The 16,635-nt window shown below is 40.4% G+C and carries 21 protein-coding genes and 1 tRNA gene; 12 read left to right on the forward strand and 10 right to left on the reverse strand.

Annotated features, from left to right (window positions below):
* Positions 1–9 precede the first annotated feature (9 nt).
* The gene (locus tag EKQ44_RS00725; protein ID WP_237661613.1) at positions 10–600 is read left to right on the forward strand and encodes an SCO family protein; all 591 of its coding nucleotides are present in this window, start codon (positions 10–12) and stop codon (positions 598–600) included.
* A gap of 71 nt (positions 601–671) precedes the next feature.
* On the opposite strand, the gene EKQ44_RS00730 is transcribed toward EKQ44_RS00725, so the two are convergent.
* Positions 672–1,223, reverse strand: coding sequence for an HD domain-containing protein (locus EKQ44_RS00730; RefSeq protein WP_237661614.1), 552 nt, complete (start codon positions 1,221–1,223; stop codon positions 672–674).
* 78 nt (positions 1,224–1,301) lie between these two features.
* A complete protein-coding gene (locus EKQ44_RS00735) occupies positions 1,302–1,529 on the reverse strand; it encodes a hypothetical protein (protein ID WP_237661615.1) in 228 nt (75 codons plus the stop codon).
* Between the two features lie 133 nt (positions 1,530–1,662).
* Between EKQ44_RS00735 and EKQ44_RS00740 the strand changes: the two genes are divergently transcribed.
* Both EKQ44_RS00740 and EKQ44_RS00745 read left to right on the forward strand, forming a co-directional pair.
* Complete coding sequence (locus EKQ44_RS00740; RefSeq protein WP_237661616.1) at positions 1,663–1,974, forward strand: hypothetical protein; 312 nt, start codon at positions 1,663–1,665, stop codon at positions 1,972–1,974.
* A gap of 89 nt (positions 1,975–2,063) precedes the next feature.
* Positions 2,064–2,135: transfer RNA gene (locus EKQ44_RS00745), tRNA-Val, on the forward strand.
* Between the two features lie 91 nt (positions 2,136–2,226).
* On the opposite strand, the gene EKQ44_RS00750 is transcribed toward EKQ44_RS00745, so the two are convergent.
* On the reverse strand, positions 2,227–3,240 hold the full coding sequence (locus tag EKQ44_RS00750; protein WP_237661617.1) for a DoxX family membrane protein: 1,014 nt from the start codon (positions 3,238–3,240) through the stop codon (positions 2,227–2,229).
* A 224-nt stretch (positions 3,241–3,464) separates the two neighbouring features.
* Between EKQ44_RS00750 and EKQ44_RS00755 the strand changes: the two genes are divergently transcribed.
* The 3 genes from EKQ44_RS00755 (at position 3,465) to EKQ44_RS00765 (ending at position 5,690) form a co-directional block, all read left to right on the forward strand.
* Entirely contained in the window at positions 3,465–3,827 is a 363-nt protein-coding gene (locus EKQ44_RS00755) for a rhodanese-like domain-containing protein (RefSeq protein WP_237661618.1), read from the forward strand.
* A 117-nt stretch (positions 3,828–3,944) separates the two neighbouring features.
* The gene (locus EKQ44_RS00760; protein ID WP_237661619.1) at positions 3,945–4,268 is read left to right on the forward strand and encodes an SCP2 sterol-binding domain-containing protein; all 324 of its coding nucleotides are present in this window, start codon (positions 3,945–3,947) and stop codon (positions 4,266–4,268) included.
* Positions 4,269–4,685: 417 nt separating this feature from the next.
* Positions 4,686–5,690 carry a DUF3231 family protein gene (locus EKQ44_RS00765; RefSeq protein ID WP_237661620.1) on the forward strand — a complete coding sequence of 335 codons (1,005 nt, stop codon included), beginning with the start codon at positions 4,686–4,688 and terminating at the stop codon, positions 5,688–5,690.
* A gap of 29 nt (positions 5,691–5,719) precedes the next feature.
* Here the strand turns inward: EKQ44_RS00765 and EKQ44_RS00770 are convergent, their stop codons facing one another.
* Positions 5,720–6,040, reverse strand: coding sequence for a CHY zinc finger protein (locus tag EKQ44_RS00770; protein WP_237661621.1), 321 nt, complete (start codon positions 6,038–6,040; stop codon positions 5,720–5,722).
* Positions 6,041–6,067: 27 nt separating this feature from the next.
* Positions 6,068–6,589 carry a GNAT family N-acetyltransferase gene (locus EKQ44_RS00775; protein WP_237661622.1) on the reverse strand — a complete coding sequence of 174 codons (522 nt, stop codon included), beginning with the start codon at positions 6,587–6,589 and terminating at the stop codon, positions 6,068–6,070.
* A gap of 836 nt (positions 6,590–7,425) precedes the next feature.
* Here EKQ44_RS00775 and EKQ44_RS00780 point away from each other — a divergent pair.
* Positions 7,426–8,412 carry a CheR family methyltransferase gene (locus tag EKQ44_RS00780; protein ID WP_237661623.1) on the forward strand — a complete coding sequence of 329 codons (987 nt, stop codon included), beginning with the start codon at positions 7,426–7,428 and terminating at the stop codon, positions 8,410–8,412.
* A 69-nt stretch (positions 8,413–8,481) separates the two neighbouring features.
* On the opposite strand, the gene EKQ44_RS00785 is transcribed toward EKQ44_RS00780, so the two are convergent.
* Entirely contained in the window at positions 8,482–9,024 is a 543-nt protein-coding gene (locus EKQ44_RS00785) for a hypothetical protein (protein ID WP_237661624.1), read from the reverse strand.
* Positions 9,024–9,704, reverse strand: coding sequence for a cobalamin B12-binding domain-containing protein (locus tag EKQ44_RS00790; protein ID WP_237661625.1), 681 nt, complete (start codon positions 9,702–9,704; stop codon positions 9,024–9,026). The genes EKQ44_RS00785 and EKQ44_RS00790 overlap by 1 nt, the downstream gene beginning before the upstream one ends.
* Before the next feature lie 204 nt (positions 9,705–9,908).
* Here EKQ44_RS00790 and EKQ44_RS00795 point away from each other — a divergent pair, with 204 nt between their 5' ends.
* Positions 9,909–10,964 carry a M42 family metallopeptidase gene (locus tag EKQ44_RS00795; protein WP_237661626.1) on the forward strand — a complete coding sequence of 352 codons (1,056 nt, stop codon included), beginning with the start codon at positions 9,909–9,911 and terminating at the stop codon, positions 10,962–10,964.
* A gap of 56 nt (positions 10,965–11,020) precedes the next feature.
* Here the strand turns inward: EKQ44_RS00795 and splB are convergent, their stop codons facing one another.
* Positions 11,021–12,046 (reverse strand): spore photoproduct lyase, encoded by a 1,026-nt coding sequence (gene splB / locus EKQ44_RS00800; RefSeq protein WP_237661627.1) that lies wholly within the window; start codon positions 12,044–12,046, stop codon positions 11,021–11,023.
* A 14-nt stretch (positions 12,047–12,060) separates the two neighbouring features.
* Positions 12,061–12,321: a transcriptional regulator SplA domain-containing protein gene (locus tag EKQ44_RS00805; RefSeq protein WP_414491237.1), complete on the reverse strand. Its 261-nt coding sequence runs from the start codon at positions 12,319–12,321 to the stop codon at positions 12,061–12,063.
* Positions 12,322–12,513: 192 nt separating this feature from the next.
* On the opposite strand from EKQ44_RS00805, the gene EKQ44_RS00810 reads away from it, so the two are divergent.
* Complete coding sequence (locus EKQ44_RS00810) at positions 12,514–13,347, forward strand: VanW family protein (protein ID WP_237662525.1); 834 nt, start codon at positions 12,514–12,516, stop codon at positions 13,345–13,347.
* Between the two features lie 28 nt (positions 13,348–13,375).
* Positions 13,376–13,630, forward strand: coding sequence for a DUF2164 domain-containing protein (locus EKQ44_RS00815; protein WP_237661628.1), 255 nt, complete (start codon positions 13,376–13,378; stop codon positions 13,628–13,630).
* Between the two features lie 146 nt (positions 13,631–13,776).
* Here EKQ44_RS00815 and EKQ44_RS00820 read toward each other — a convergent pair whose 3' ends face one another.
* Positions 13,777–13,932 carry a hypothetical protein gene (locus tag EKQ44_RS00820; RefSeq protein WP_237661629.1) on the reverse strand — a complete coding sequence of 52 codons (156 nt, stop codon included), beginning with the start codon at positions 13,930–13,932 and terminating at the stop codon, positions 13,777–13,779.
* A 185-nt stretch (positions 13,933–14,117) separates the two neighbouring features.
* Here EKQ44_RS00820 and EKQ44_RS00825 point away from each other — a divergent pair, with 185 nt between their 5' ends.
* On the forward strand, positions 14,118–15,440 hold the full coding sequence (locus EKQ44_RS00825) for an FAD-dependent oxidoreductase (RefSeq protein WP_331254645.1): 1,323 nt from the start codon (positions 14,118–14,120) through the stop codon (positions 15,438–15,440).
* A 2-nt stretch (positions 15,441–15,442) separates the two neighbouring features.
* A complete protein-coding gene (locus EKQ44_RS00830; RefSeq protein WP_237661631.1) occupies positions 15,443–16,435 on the forward strand; it encodes a class I SAM-dependent methyltransferase in 993 nt (330 codons plus the stop codon).
* The last annotated feature ends 200 nt before the right edge of the window (positions 16,436–16,635 follow it).

Genomic DNA, 16,635 nt, shown 5'->3' on the forward strand with positions numbered 1-16,635 from the left:
TTTGGAGGGATGAATTTGAAGAGGCTATGGCAAATGGTTGCTATTATATTTTTACTACTTCTAGCAGGTTGTGCGAGCAACGAAGTGAACTTAGATGAAGAATTTTCAATGAAGCTTGAAGTAGGTGAATTGGAAGGGGTCAATCAGGATGAAAAGTCTTTTTCCGTTACTAAAAAAGATGGGGAGTTCTGGCTGGCTAATTTTATTTTCACCAATTGTGATACGGTCTGTCCTCCAATGACTGCCAATATGGCAAGGGTCCAGCGTGAAATGCAAGAGTCCGGTGTGGAAGTACCGATTGTATCTTTTAGCATCGATCCAGAAAATGATACACCAGATGCATTGAAGGAATATGGAGATTTGTATAAAGCAGATTATTCTAACTGGGATTTTGTAACAGGATACGATCAAGAAACAATCGAACGATTTGCAAATGTATCTTTCATGGTGCCAGCTTCCAAAGAAGAAGGCTCAGATCAGTATATGCATAGTACAAGTATTTTTCTTGTAGACAAGGAAGGGTTTGTACGGGAATCTTACAGTGGTTTGGATGTGCCATTGGAAGAAATCATGGACGACTTAAAAAAAGTTATAGACTAAACTATTAGCAAGTAAGGGTTTTCAATATGATGTAAAGGAAGAGGTGGCAGCAATCGGCTACCTCTTTGTTGTTAAATGGATTGTTCGTGCGAGTGGGTAGATAGTTGTTGTTTTGGTAGATAGTGATCGACGAGTTGATCCAGGTAGTTGATTTTCTCAAGCGCTGTGGTTTTATCAATTTGTTTGTAGTGGTGGTTGCCGCCAGTTTCCTCGTCCATTTCATCCGCAAGTTTCACGACCTTTTGTAAGGGACTTCTCTTTACGTCAATCTCAGGGAGGTAGGAATCGGTGTGCAGAAGAATGGCAACCGAGATCTGTTTGGCTTTTTGTGGGTTTTCTCCTAAACGAATCAAAAGCTTGTGTGCTCGCTCTGCTCCTTTTATCGCATGGATATCATTTTCTCTGTATAGCTCATAATCCCATTTTCCTTGTCTGTACCATTCATAATGTCCAATGTCATGAAGTAGAGCAGCTTTTGTAGCCAAGTCGACACTTACATTATATTTAAATGCCAGATGGAAGGCATGGTTGGCCACTTCAAGGGCATGAGCGATCCCGGAGCGCTTTAAATACTTTTGCGTAATTGGATGTGTAAAAATATCTGTTAATGTTACTTCTCTCATGAAAGTCTCCCTCCTGTAAAAATGTGTTTCTTTATAGAATATCATAATTATTAGGGAGTGTGCAAGAAATATAAGTGATTAGATGACTTCGTCCACATATTTTTTCTTCTTAGGACGAAAGGAAAGCAGCATATTTTGTAGAAGAAAGGTCCTTTTCATTTGACGAAGGTAACAAAAAGCAACGATGGACTGTTCCTTGACTTCTAAGACCATGATGTTCCTTTGGGTGATAGCTCCGTTCTTAGCCATATATATCATTTCAATGGGGATCCTGGACACTTGGTACTGCTCAAGCAATCGGTTCATATTATCATCTCCTTTCCTCTTATTATATACGAACATACGTTTTGTATACAAGAAAAAAGCGAACGTATATTCTGGTTGTTTTCTGTCGAGGAAGGAATATACTAGAAATATAAAAAGGGGCAGGTGGTATATTGTGAAAGCATCTACAACATTAAAATGGGTGACTGGAGGAATGGAAGCATTTTTGGCAATCCCGTTTCTTGGGGGCTTAACTGTGATGGGATTCGGTTATTCCCCGCTGACTCTTATGCTAATTCTACATATCATCACTTTGGTGTTCAGTGTAAAAGAAGGTCAAAAGTTCCACGGTAGTATTTGGGGGATTGTCGCATCTTGTTTAGGTTGGGTCTTTTTGCTTGGTTGGTTCCTTCATACCATAACAGCTATAATCCTAATGATCGATGCTTTTGCTTCAGGTAGAAAAGAAAAAAGAAGGCAGAAATAACCGTTCCCTATTGGACGGTTATTTCTTTTTAAATTCTTCTTTACAAACAAGTATGAACTATCTATAATAATATTTACAGTCGCATACAAGATCTGATAGTTCAGTGGGAGAACACTACCTTGACAGGGTAGGGGTCGGGGGTTCGAATCCCTCTCAGATCATCCGAAAAAAAGCTGCAATCCCTTTATTACTAAGGGATTGTGGCTTTTTATTTGTTAAATGCTATTGGATCTATTCTGGGATTTCTATGAATTAGGCAAAACGATAATAGATGAGTAAAAAGGTGCTCAGCACAAATAGGAAATTTAAGAAGATGAAAATAAATTGATCCAATCTGCTTTTATGAATCTTGATAGGAGGATCATAGAAGGAGACTCCCTCAATGATGAAGATGATGAGGATGAAATGTATCATCAGGTGGCCTATGATTTCTGTAACGCCGAAAAGCATGGTCGTTGAGATAAAAATCAGCGTCAGCACAAATGCCAGCATCCTGTTTAATATCCCCACAATAAGGAGGTAACCTACCACAAACTCGATAAAGGCAGCGAGGACCACAAAGGTCTCTGGTGCAAATCCAAAAGTTGGGACTCCGTGGCGCTCGATTATGTCCACACTCATTACAGGATAAACCCACTTTTCTATCGCCACCCAGCAGAGTGACAATCCTGTTCCTAAATATAGGAACGGAAAACCCCAGTTTTCAAGCTTTGTTTTACCAACCAGCAAAACGCCGATGATTGCCAGGTAGAAACCATAGTCCAACATGTGGAACAAACCTGCCTGTCCCAGCTGATAAATGAACAACCCCAAAAGAACAAGTGCCCCCGCCTTTGTGGCATAATGGACCGGAATTAGCAGGAGGATGATAGCCGCCCAAATTGCGATCATGATACCAGAGTTTATAATGTCAAATTCGGGGGCAAAAAGGGAGCCGGTAACAGCCTGTACAATCAAAGCGATGGCCGTTCCGTATTTTAAAATATACCTCGATGAGATTCGATAGCGGTCCAGATAGGCATTGATTCGCTGTACTAAAGGAATTCTATCGATGGTCGGTTGCAGCACCAGCGTCAATACACCGAGCAATACGGCAATAAATAGGGTCAGCCCAATAAAAAGAGGGGATAGGATACTCTCGATATCCTCCTTTACAGGATCTACCTCGGAAAACCATTTAACATGCGCTTCCGCAAGCATCGGGGTCAGTACCATCAAGAAGAACAAAAGAAACAAAGTTAATCTGACTCTTGATATGTTCATCATTACCTCCTAGTGGAAAGTCCTTGGAATTATACTTTGTAAGTAAGGAAGATTTATGCAAACTCCTGTTCTATAAATTATTTTTGAAACACATATAAATTAAGCCTGTTTAAAAGTTCATTCAATGGAACCGATCAACGGTCACGCTGACTTTCCAATTGTGATGTCTAAGTTGACCGTATACCTATAGGGGTATATAATTGTAGGGATATTATAAATCTGGAGGGATGATGTTGTTACTCTTTTTCGTCTTCACACTAGCCGTTTCTATATATTTATTTAAAAGATATGTCCCTGTATTAGGTGTACCATGCCTGAAGGCAATAGAACATATAAAGAACGATATCAAAATTGTCGATGTGAGGGACTTTAATTATGTCCAGGGCATTTTCCCGAATTCAATTAATATACCAGTTGCCTATCTGCAGAGAAATTATAAAGAATTAAATGGGGAAAGTGTAATTGTCGTTGCATCCAGTCATTTGGAAAAGAATATCAGTATTCGCTTTTTGATGAGAAAAGGAATTAAGGTAGTTGGGTATGAAGTAGTTGGTAGGTCATGTAAGTGTCCTAAATTAAATATGGTATAAATGTATAACCACAGCTCAGAAATATGGGGCACTGTGGTTTTTTCTTAAGGAAATTAAAGGGTTTTCCTTAAGTTTTAGCGAAATGGGGATGGAGAGAGTGAGAATGGGGGCGTTAGCATGGATGTGAAAAGGACATTCCAGGAATTACAAATAAAAATGAATGAGAATCCTAAAGGGATACATGGTTTGCATGCAGTCTTTCAATTTAATTTAAATGAAAATAAAGTGTATCAATTCTCATTTTGTGAAGGGAATGTAAAAATGTCCGAGGGGGAAGTGAATCCTCCAGATTGTATACTTCAATTATCGGACGAAAATGTCTTAAAGATGATGGAAGGTAATTTCAATGCCACGATGGCCTATATGACTGGTAAGCTAAAGGTTAAAGGGGATCTTGGATTGGCATTGAAGCTTCAATCGGCATTGGAAAAATATCAATAGCTAGAAATTTGAGAGACAGGCGTTTTAAATGCCTGTCTATTTTTTGTGGTAACGTACAGGAATATTATAGGAATTTGAATATACTTTTAATAGATTAATAGAGGAGGTGAAAATCTTGTCTGTAGTATATGTCGAATGCCAAAAATACTTCAAGAAGAAACGTGAATATCTTCACCAACCCAGGTCCCTTCAGCAAGCAAACCATTCAGTGATGGGTGCAACGGGAGCCCGACGTTTTTATGGTTACAGATGTCGTGGAGGCGTTTTCCGTTTTTACAGATACTCCGACTAGTGGTGTGAAAATAGATGAGCGAAACTCGCTTGTCTATTTTTATTGTGTTAATTTTGTACGAATATTTCCATACAATTGAAACAAACTAACGGTGATTTTATGTATCGAAAGGCAGGTCCATTCGAATGGAGAATTCCCATGATAACATTCGCCTCACATCAGCTGAAATCGGGCACCTATGGAGTAGCTACTTGTTTGAAACATCTGTTCACCATATGTTCCGATATTTTTTGGTGCATGTGGATGATCAGGATATAGCGAAATATATTGAACATTGCCTTGAAGTCTCCAAACGACATGTTCATCATTATATGGATATATTCAAAAAAGAAAATTTCCCAATTCCGAGGGGGATAACTTCTGAGGACATCAATACCAAAGCGCCGCGACTATTTTCGGATGTATTCTATCTCCATTATATAGACGGGATGGCCAAGTTTGCACTTAATGGCTTTGCGCTTGCGGTTACGGAGGTATCCCGAAAAGATATCAGAAAACTTTTTCACCTTCATATGGATGCCCTCCAACAGATAACAGAAATGGGGAAGAGGTTGTTGCTAGAGAAAGGAATCTACTCTAGACCTCCTTATATCTCTACGCCAGCAAGTATCGAGTTTGTGAAAAACGGTCACTTTTTTGCCGGTTTTACGAATGAAAAAAGACCGTTGACAGTCTTGGAAATGAATCAGCTCTTTCAGAATGTGCGATCTAATGCATTGGGTAAGGCCTTGTTAAAAGGCTTTATGCAAGTAACACATGATAAGAAGTTGTGTGCGTACTTTGAAAAAGGAAAACTATTGGCCAACAAATATGTGACAATGTTTTCTACCATCCTTTTGAAAGAAGATTGCAATGTCCCTTCCACGTATGGTAGTGAAGTCATGGATGCAACCATTTCCCCTTTTTCAGATCGTTTTATGTTGAATCATGTGGCGCACTTGATTACATATGCAACGGCAAACTACGGTTTATCTCTGTCTTTGAGTCCTAGAAAAGATCTTGCTCTGATGTATGTAAGGTTAATGGGGGAAGTGATGACATATGCAGGCGATGGGGCGAAGCTATTGGTAAAGCATGGGTGGTTAGAGCAGCCTCCAACAAAGGTAGACCACAAGCTTTGTGAGGATTAAAAAATAGAGGTCCTCAGTCGGGGAAACCTCTATTTTTCAAAATATAGATGATAATGTAATTGGCAACCTGGATTGAAGCTTGATTGGCAAACTGGACAAATGGAATGGCTGTTCAAATACTCGTGAATCGTCATTTCGGTTTTACAGTTCCCGCAGAGAATAGCTTTAGTGTGAAACCAGTCTTTTGGCCATACGCTGATGGGGTGATTTGCGTGTTCTTCATGACATTGATAACAAGGGTAAAACTCCCCACAACAATGAAATTTGATGGCGATGATATCATTTTTTGAATGATAATGGGTGCAACGGGTGTAACTGTCCACTGTGGAGCCGAGTACTTTAACAGTCATTCTATTCCTCTCCTTACCAAAATTAATTTAATTAGGTTGCCAAACAATTTCACCAGATTTATTTTCTTTATCTATTTCTACTTGAAAATCATGTTTCTCATAGAAATGAACCAGGCGATCTACATGATCCCAATCACGATTGGCGATATCTCCGGTAATACAATGAATATTTTGACCTTTAGCCACTTCTTTAAGGTAATTCATGCAGATAGAGCCATACCCTTTGTTTTCAGGACCCTTTATATCCCCAATGAAAATGGTGTCATCCTCTTTGTAAGTTGCCTGGATGGAGAAATCCCACTGGCCACGATACGCTGATTCACAATCGTTAAGCATGATCCTACAGGAGTTTTTGTCGTAATTAGTGTAAACGACCACCCAGTTGTCGTCTTTCGTTTGATCGATACCGATCACTTGCCATTTTTTAGCAATTTCTTTCATGTTTTCTTTCATGCGGAACATTTGGAATTCCAAATCGTCTAGTTCCTGTTTGATTTCTTCTTTATCTCTTGTCTCTTCTTCGGCCAAGAATAAGCTTGTGAAAGACATCCAATTCCCCCTTTTACTATATGGTCAACTAAACACCGCTGTTAATTTCCGCACTGGGCTTCGCTTTCCACGGGGCGCTTGTGGAGCCTCCTCGGCTTCCTGCGGGGTCTCCCCTAAGCGCTACCTCCCGTAGGAGTCTTCGCCCATTGCTCCAATCAACAGCTACGGGCTCAAAAATAAAGTTTAATCTCATTCATAAAAAAATCTACAAAGATAGTTATTTTCCGAGTATAATTGACAATCAGCATATTATTATACAGGTGTTTTACAAAAGTTTCAAATTACTGAAAACAAATATAAAAGCAAGTCATCACAAAGGACAACTTGCTTTTATCTTCTTTATTTAAATAAAGGCGCCATTTAATGATGTATAGCGCAATTAGTAACTTGCTTCATCACAAGCATTATAAGATGTCCTGCTACATGGACATGATTTATAAATGACATAAAAGTATTATATTCGTTTGCCGCGGTATAATTCCATGGTAGTTTCCCTTACTTAAACAACGTAAGCCCTACCTCTCATACGTCCTTACGGCTCCTAGGCCGTGCCAGATCGATTAAGCCTCTGTGAAAAAACTATATGGAACGCCAGTGCATCCTTGTGACACGTTGGTATTGCTTAAGAATGTCATAACGTTCTTCCTTTCTATATCAAGTTACTAATATAATTGGGCTTGCACCCAAACTCTTATTATACATCATAGAAAATGAAAGTCAACTATCTAAAATAAAACTCGATTTTTGTAGGAATTTTTTTGACAGAAAACTTCAGAAATTTGTTAAAATAGAAAAAAGACAGAGAGCAAGATGAACAATTTATAGGGAGACTAGATATGTTAAGTCAAAACTTAAAAGATTTAAATCAACCTTCAAGTAGTGCAGAAGAGTTCCTTAGAAACAATGAATTGACTGACTTTATCCAGAACAATGTATTCTCGGGCATTTTAAAAAAGAAATTAGAATTATGTGAAAGTGAAATACGGCTATGGATTGCAGGTTGTTCCACTGGACAAGAAGTTTACTCATTGGCCATCCTTTTAAAAGAGCATATTGAATCCTTGAATTTAGAACAGGAAATGGATTTCAAGATCTACGCCACTGATTTGGATTATGATTCAGTAAAGATTGCTGGTGCAGGCGTGTATCCTGACTACGCATTTGAAAATGTGTTACCCAACATATTGAATAAGTATTTTGATAAGAGACAGGAATTCTATGTGGTTAAAAAAGAAATAAGGAAGCATATCATTTTTGCCCCACACAACATTGCAAAAGATCCGGGGTTTCATCACCTTGATTTTATCAGTTGCAGGAATGTACTGAATTATTTTCAGCCGACACAGCAGCAAAAAATTATTTCATCCTTCCATCACTCTCTGAATGAGGATGGTTATTTGTTTCTTGGACAGTTTGAAACAGTGGGCGAGTTCAAGGAACTTTTTCACGCAGAAAATTTAAGATGGAAAATATATAAGAAACAACTAGTCGCGGAACGAAATCGCAGCCAGGATGCTGGCCTTCATGCTATACAAGACAGAAGTGCAGAAGATAAAGAGAAACAAGATCTGAAAGATAAGTTAACGGAAGCTAACGAACGTATCAACAGCCTCCAAACCAAGTTAGAGCAGATACACATGGATTACGAAGGGAAATACGAGTCACTTAAAATTGATTCCTATCATCCTATCCTCTTTATAAAAGGTCTATTGCAAATTATTAAAAAGCAGGAGTTTTATAAAGAAGAATATGCTGGTGCCATGCTTATAGAATTGAGAAAACTCGAACACACCATTGAAGATTTTATGAGAGATGAGCATTAAAAGTAAAAGATTAAAAAAACGCTTGGGCATATGAAATGTCCAAGCGTTTTTTTTTAAACCTTTGATAAATTAAGCACGAAGGATGCCTTTTATATCTTCAAGTTCAGATTGGATCAACTTGATATACTCGAGCTTGCCGGCTTCTGAAAGGTCTTCCTTAATAATACCAAGCAAGTCGTTGATGGTGTTGATTTTCCGTTCCGCCTGTTTCCTATTGAATTCTGTCAACTCAGGTTCTAGTTCGGTCGGATTTGGTACCACATCATTCCAATCACGCGTCTGAATTTGCTGACGCCATTGTTGGTACTCCATTTGTACATTAGTATAGGAAGAAGTTTCGTCCAAACAAACAAGGTGGATCAGCTTTTCCTTCTTTTGATAATTGAAGTACACCGTAAACAGGGAAGTAGGAGAATCAGTCGTTTTGAGATTCAACTCCATCTTTCCAGGAGAAGGTATACTCAAGATTCGTTTTATCTTTGATCTGCTATCTATATCTACCAGGTCCAGAAATGAAGATACTGGATGGAAAAGATGAGTGACCGGTTTGGATACATTCACAATTTGAAAGTCCTCGGTCAGCTTCAGATAGGGGACGGGAATCCGGTACATTACATTAGCACTCCTTTATCAACGGTTCCGGCTTCTTTCTGATAATTTTCCAACCATTGAAAAAGGAACGATGTATCCTTAGCAATGAGTGTGTCCGCCATGCAGCATGATTGAAAGGCAGATTCAGCATGCAAGCGGCTGCCAACTATAAAAGTAGTGCCAGGACGTTTTTGCTTTAGTCTTTTGATCGTCTCTTTTAACGTGGGAAGGTGATGTCTGATGGAAACAGAAATACATACAACTTCCGGCTTCCATTTTTCCAGACTATATTCCGCATAGTCCAATGGAAGATTGGAGCCTAGGTCGTACACGTCCCAACCATACTCTTCAAAAAGAGAGGAGGCCATTTTTAATCCCAGGTCATGCTCTTCTCCCTCCACGCAAAAAAACATAGCTCGTGGAGCAGAGGTTTTATTCTCTATCAATCTATCACTTAATTTCTCTAAGTGATATTTGGACAATATCAACTCGCATGTACCTGTGGCAAGATGCTCATGGGCTACTGTAATTTGATTCTCCTCCCACATCTCGCCAATGCGGTACATCGCATCGCGTAGGATAAAATCGTATATAAAGGAACTATTATATCCTTGATTCATGGATTCTTTAACACTGTTCCAACCTTTCAGTAAATCTTTCTCAAGCAAGTATTCGGATAGTTTCTTGGAGATTTCATTCATTTGACTCCTCCTATCAACAATAGTAATTATAAACAGTATACTATATTTTCCCTGAAATCAAATGCTTCTTCCTTGAAGTGCACTTTTTAGAATCTGAAATGTGAAAATGGTGCTTTTAAAACACCTTGACAACAGGCTATGCAAGACTTGTATTTTCTATTATGCTAGTAGTAGGTAAATATTAGTAGTAAAGGAAGTGTCCATATGACCTATCAACCAACTGTTCAGGAAACTTTTTCGTTAATCAAAGAACTTGTTTCCATCCCGAGTCCTTCCGGAAACACGGAAAAAGTAATTGGATTTGTCGAAAAATATCTTGGGGAATGTGGCGTGGAGACGTCACGGAATAGAAAGGGAGGATTAATTGCCACCTTAAAAGGGAGCAACGATCGGGAGCATCGCATGCTCACAGCACATGTGGATACACTCGGTGCCATGGTCAAAGAGGTGAAATCCAATGGAAGGTTGAAACTTACTACCATTGGCGGATTTCGCTGGAATTCTGTGGAAGGGGAATATTGCCAAATAGAAACTTCTTCCGGCAAAAATTACTCTGGAACGATCCTGATGCATCAGACCTCCGTCCATGTCTATAAAAATGCCGGGGATGCACCGAGAAATGATGAAAACATTGAAGTGCGTATCGATGAAAAAGTGACAAACGCAGAAGAGGTAAGAGCCCTTGGGATTGAAGTAGGAGACTTCGTTTCCTTCGATCCCCGTGTACAAATCACAGACAGCGGATATATCAAATCCAGACACCTCGACGACAAAGCGAGCGTCGCAATCTTGCTCAAGCTAATCAAGTACATACAATCGGAAAAAATAACCCTACCATACACGACCCATTTCTTGATTTCCAATAATGAAGAGATTGGGTATGGTGGAAATTCCAACATCACACCGGAAACAGTGGAATATCTCGCAGTGGATATGGGAGCTTTGGGAGATGGACAATCCTCAGATGAATATACGGTATCAATCTGCGTGAAGGATTCAAGCGGACCCTACCATTACGGCTTAAGGAAACATCTAGTAGAACTGGCAAAAAAGAATGGTGTGGATTACAAGGTGGATATCTATCCATTCTACGGCTCTGACGCTTCAGCTGCCATCCGATCAGGACATGATATCATCCACGGTTTGATTGGTCCTGGAATTGAATCTTCCCACGCATTTGAACGGACACACGAGAGTTCCATCCAGAATACGGAAAAGCTGATCTATCACTACTTGTTGTCTGAGATGGTGAAGTACTAAATTTATAAGAAACAGCATCCCAATTAATTAAAGGGATGCTGTCTTTATAGTTATGCTTAGGTGAAATATTCAATGCGCGCCTGGGGGAAGTACGAATGGATATACTCGGATAACGTTTCCTTGATTTCTGTCGCCTCATCCTTCGTATAAACATATTTTCCTATACCATAACGCCCCCATTTATACTGGCGCTTTGCTTCGTCTAGTTCCAATTTTGTCATCGGATAATTCTGTTGGATGACCCTTTTGGCAGGCTTGGTAAATCTGTGCTGGATAAGTTCAAAGGTCAGGTCCTCGGTCGCCTTTGCAGGAAGTTTTTCGTATAGCTTCTGGAACAATGTCTTGTACCCTTCTTCCCATCCTTCATGTAGATAGATTGGTGCTACGATAAAGCCTAGTGGATAATCCGCACCAGCGACTTTAGCTGCCGCTTCAATACGTAGGTCGAGCGAGGAGGTTCCCGGTTCAAAGTTTTTGATGACGTAATCAGCATTTACGCTGAAACGGAACCTGGTCTTACCCCGATGATCGGCATCTAACAGGTGGTCAACATGGTGGAATTTTGTGACAAAACGTAGAAGCCCATGTTCTGATTTACCGAAATATTCGATTGCTTTCTTTAAGGAATGAGTCAGGTGATCAATACCTACAATATCAGAGGTACAGGAGGCCTCGAATCTTGTGATTTCTGGTGCCCGCTCCTGCATATATTTATCTGCCGCATCAAATATCTCATCCAAATTGACATATGTCCGGATATATGGCTTGCTTCCCATTGTAGTCTGCAGGTAACAATAGTGGCAATGCCCCATACAGCCTGTGGCAAAAGGAATGGCGTACTCCGCAGATGGTTTGGAAGAATCAAATTTCAATGTTTTCCTTACCCCTACAACTAGCGTCGATTTGGCCGTTCTGTATTTTTGAAAATCATTGTCACCAGGGAGGTTCCTTATTTGGTTATGGGAAGTGGTTTCGCGGATTTCCAATCCCATGGATTCAAACTTATTTTTGAGTTCCATTCCAAGGGGATAATCAAGGGCGCGTGGCTCAATATATACAAGTTGCGGAACAAACGGTTTCAATTAAATCCCTCCTTTTATTCGTAAGATGGTCCGAAATAATCATGATAGAGTGCTTCTGCTTCTTCCAATGATGTGAAAAAAACAAACTCGTCAGATAAAGGATAGTACGTATCATATAAAAAAATGGAAAGTTGACCGTCTTCATAAGGGTTTGCCACAATACTAGCCTGTTGGACAGTGGCAACATTCTGTGTGTGGGGGTTACGATAAAAGAGATAGATGGTATCGCCATCCTTTAGGGAGGATGTTGGTCCTTGCTCAAACAAATTCATCATGTTCACCTGCTTTAGCTTCTTTAATTTCCCATATTAGTTTTATATAAAAGGAAAAATATATCCGTGAGAAAATTTGTTAATGGAAATAGCGTGATTATGACTATAAAAGTCGTAAAATTTAAAATGTTACAAAACTTATAATCATAAAATGACGTCTAATCTTTGGGTAAACGAAGGGACGGGGATTTAATGATGAATCATGTGGATCTTAGGCCGAAAAAAAGGTCAGCATTACGTATTTGGCTGGGAACGCAATTTTACATCTTGAAGCGCTGGTTAGAATGGAAAATTGGAAATAAAACTTATGCGACTGAATTAACAAGTGAAATGCTTCCATATAAAAGCTTCTCACACAAGACACCGACATTGAGGAAGCTAAAGGATGTGGATATGTGGTATCAGCATAACAAAGTAATCAATTTGCGGCTGGCTGTAAAAAAGATCAATGGTGTAGTCATAAGGCCGGGTGAGTCCTTTTCGTATTGGAAATTGATTGGAAAGCCTACTAGGAAAAAGGGTTATGTAGATGGTATGGTCCTCTTTTATGGTACGTTCAAGCCGGGACTTGGAGGAGGGTTGTGCCAGCTTTCCAATTTAATCTACTGGATGGCATTGCATACTCCGCTGACCGTAACAGAACGCTATCGTCACAGCTTTGATGTGTTTCCCGACAGCAAAAGGACGCAGCCTTTTGGGAGTGGGGCCACCTGCTCTTATAATTATTTGGATCTCCAGCTTAGAAATGACACCGACCATGCTTTCCAGCTATGTGTTAAGTTGGAAGAGGACGAATTGGTGGGAGAGTGGAGATTGGAAAAGCCGCCACTGCATGTGTATAAGGTGTATGAAAAAGAACACAGTATCACTTCTGCATATTGGGGAGGATATCTACGGCACAATGTCATTCACCGTAAAGTAATTAATTTAAGCGGTAAAGAAGTTGATGACCAATACGTAACGGAAAATCATGCTATTATGATGTATGAGCCACTTTTGACGGCATCGGAGCAAGAGCAAAGTGGTTAATCCATTCGTATAAAGGTGTGTGTATTATATGATTTCCATTCCGAAAGAAATGAAAGACCAGATGATTGGTAAGATTCAATCCTATTTCGAAGAAGAACGTGACGAAGAGATAGGCGACCTTGGAGCGGACCTGCTGTTGGACGTTTTCATGAAGGAACTCGGTCCTTACTATTATAATCAAGGAATTGCAGATGCTAAGGCATTGATGGAAGAGCGATGGGGCTCGGTGGAAGAGGATATGGAAGCATTAAAACGCTCTACAGGTGGCAACAGGTACAGGTGAGATTCTTGACGAGTTTCTACTATAATGTAGTTTGATCATGGGGGAAACAACCTTTTTGGCTCATAGGGGCCGGAGAGGTTGTTTTTTTGATGTTGTGGCTGATAGTGGGGGAGGGGTGAGGTAAGTTAGCGGGTTTTGCAAATTCGTTAGATTTTGCGAATCGCCTGTATTTTTTGATTTTCGCCCGTATTTTCGAAAAGTCGCCCGTAAACACAAAAAATCGACCGAAAGTTCTCCGGAATCGCCGGTAAATCCCAAAAACCGCCCGAAAATCCAGAAAACCGCCCGATCACTCCAATCACTCTGCAATCACTCCTAAACCAACTTTTCAGCGAGGCCTCTAGGCATACCGCCTCGAGACTTCGCCACGAGTAACGAAAATCCTGCCGGGGTCTGACCCCCTAAAAGGGATTTTTTTCTCCTCTCATAAGAGAGTTTCTAAGTTTTGCGTTTGTGGTTTAGTGGAATGAATTGAGTAGAGGTGGTGATGGTGTTGAAGGCGAATGTGTTGGTGATTGGGGGCGGTGTTGGCGGATTGACGGTAGCGCTGAAGCTTGCGAAGTGCGGTGTTGGGGTTACGGTTGTGGAGCAGGTCAAAGGCAGTCCTCATATGTACAAGGGGGAACTGGTGCAACCGAAGACGTTGCAGATTTTCGAGAAGAATGGAATCCTCGAAAATGTACTGGATCATGGCCATACGATTAACAAAATAGAGCTGATAGAAAAGAACAAGCTCGACAGGAAGCCCAACTTACCGATTCAATCCATGAGCTATAACATACTACCGGAGCCATATAACTATGCATTGATGATCCCCCATGAAACCTTGAAAAAAATTCTCTTGGAGGAAGCGGAAAAATACCCTTCCTTCAAATATATACAGCCTGGTCGGTTTATGGGCTTTGAAGGAAAAAAAGCGAAGGTGAGAATAGAAAAGGAAGAAGTGTTGCTTGAAGCGGATTACTACATTAGTGCAGAAGGGCGCAAATCAAAGGTCAGAGAAACGATGGGTGTACCAAAAAAGGAGAAAAAATATGATCATCATTTTCTGACAGTAACATTTCCACGTCCTGAAAAGTTGACGGAGGGGAAAATCATCTCCACAGATGATACGTTCCTGGGGCTTTTTCCTTTGCCGGATAATCTTGTACGTAGCGTGTATTTGATTCCAAAAGGTAGCTATAAAGAAATGATCGAGGAAGGATTGGAAGCTTTTTATAAAAAATATTTGGATCTTTATCCGGAATTGGATGGATACGTGCAGCAAATAGATTCATGGAAAAAAATACAGCTCATGATTCCAGTACATTATCATGTTTCCAATTACGTAAAAGGGAATGTGGCATTGCTTGGAGATGCGGCGCACAGCGTTCACCCCATGGCAGGTGAAGGGATGAATCTTGCCATACAGGATGGGGACGTGCTCGGGGAACTTCTATGTTGGATGTACGATAAGGATCAGCATGGGATGGAGAACCTTACCAATTACGAAAGAGTGAGAAAGCCGAGGGTTCAGCATGTTTTGAAATTAAGTCATCTTTCGGCCCTCGCCTATTCCAAGCCGCTAAAATCCTTGGTGACCTGGAGAAGCAAGGTAATGGATCAGCTTACCAATGATCCTGTTCTTCATATCAAGCATATGTTGAATATTTCAGGACTTGGCATCTGGAAGGAATCGCTGGTGGACCGGGTGATCCAGACCGGGGTGGCCCCGAAAAGGAAGGACCGCGACATTCATGAAATAGATCGGCGTCACCTTTTTACAGAAGAGGAAGATTACCCGTGGAGGGACCATAAGGAGGAAGCATAGGGATGATTAGTGAATATGTAAGACTTTTTAAAGCGCGGGGGTATATGAAAAGAAATTTACCCTTCCTATATAGTTGGCATGCCTATGTTGGGTATGAGTTGGATTTATATGAGGCTTTCAAGAAACCAAAGACCATCATGGAAGTGGCTCAGGAACAAGAATTGAAGGAAGACCTTTTAAAAAGATGGGTGGAGGTTGGTGGTGTCATTGGTTATTTGAAAAAGAAATCCAAGGAACGCTACCAGACGGTCCAAAAGTTCATGGTGCCATCAAGTAAGCATAACCCCCGATCAACTGGGGTGCTATTGAAAGAAATGATGGAGCTTCATATACCTACCCTCATAAAATATCCAAAAATGATGAAAACCGACAAGAAGGAGCAGTTTAATCAAAAAGAGCATGGAATGGTGGTCGCGCAGACTTCCTCGCTCCTTGAACAATTGGCCATTCCTCGGGTGATGAAAGTCATGAAGAAAGCCAAACCGAAGAAAGTAGTGGATGTCGGGTGCGGCAGTGGTGGGTACTTGTTGAAGCTTTCGCAAAAGTTTCCGAAAGCGAAGATGCTCGGAATTGAGCTCAACGAAGATGTGGCAGAAGAAGCGAGCAAAAATTGTCAAAACCAAGAGCAGGTAGAGATCGTCTGTAAAGATGTACATCAGTGGTCACCTGATGAAAAAGTGGATTTTGTCATGTTGAACAATATTCTACATTATATATCTCCGGATGACCGGATTGAATTATTCAAGAAAATAAGCGGGTGGCTCCTGCCAAAAGGAACATTATCGGTGGTCTCACCTATTCATAATTCAAAGCACGGCGGCCAGTTTTCTAGTGTGTTTAACAGCTTCTTTACCGCCTTTGATAATTTGTACCCACTTCCTTCCGAGAAGGATCTCAAAGACCTGGCTGATGAGGCGGGGCTGAAAGTGGAAAAATTGCAGCCGGTCATCAAAGAGGGTGGCTGGTATCAAATAACCTTTACGAAATTAAAATAGCTTTTGATAGAAGGGCTCTACGCGGAAGGGGAATTCCGACGTAAAGCTCTTTTTTATGGTCTAATAATCCTCTACTAGAATAGTTTTCCTTATCCTTCTAATAAAAGGAAAACTCGTAATAATCCCTTAATATACCCGTTATGTACGTAACTAAAATGTTATTCTACTGTTCTTTAAAACTAGTAAAACCATGTTATGAT

The organism is Sutcliffiella horikoshii (genome assembly GCF_021991925.1).
GTDB classification, from domain to species: domain Bacteria; phylum Bacillota; class Bacilli; order Bacillales; family Bacillaceae_I; genus Sutcliffiella_A; species Sutcliffiella_A horikoshii_F.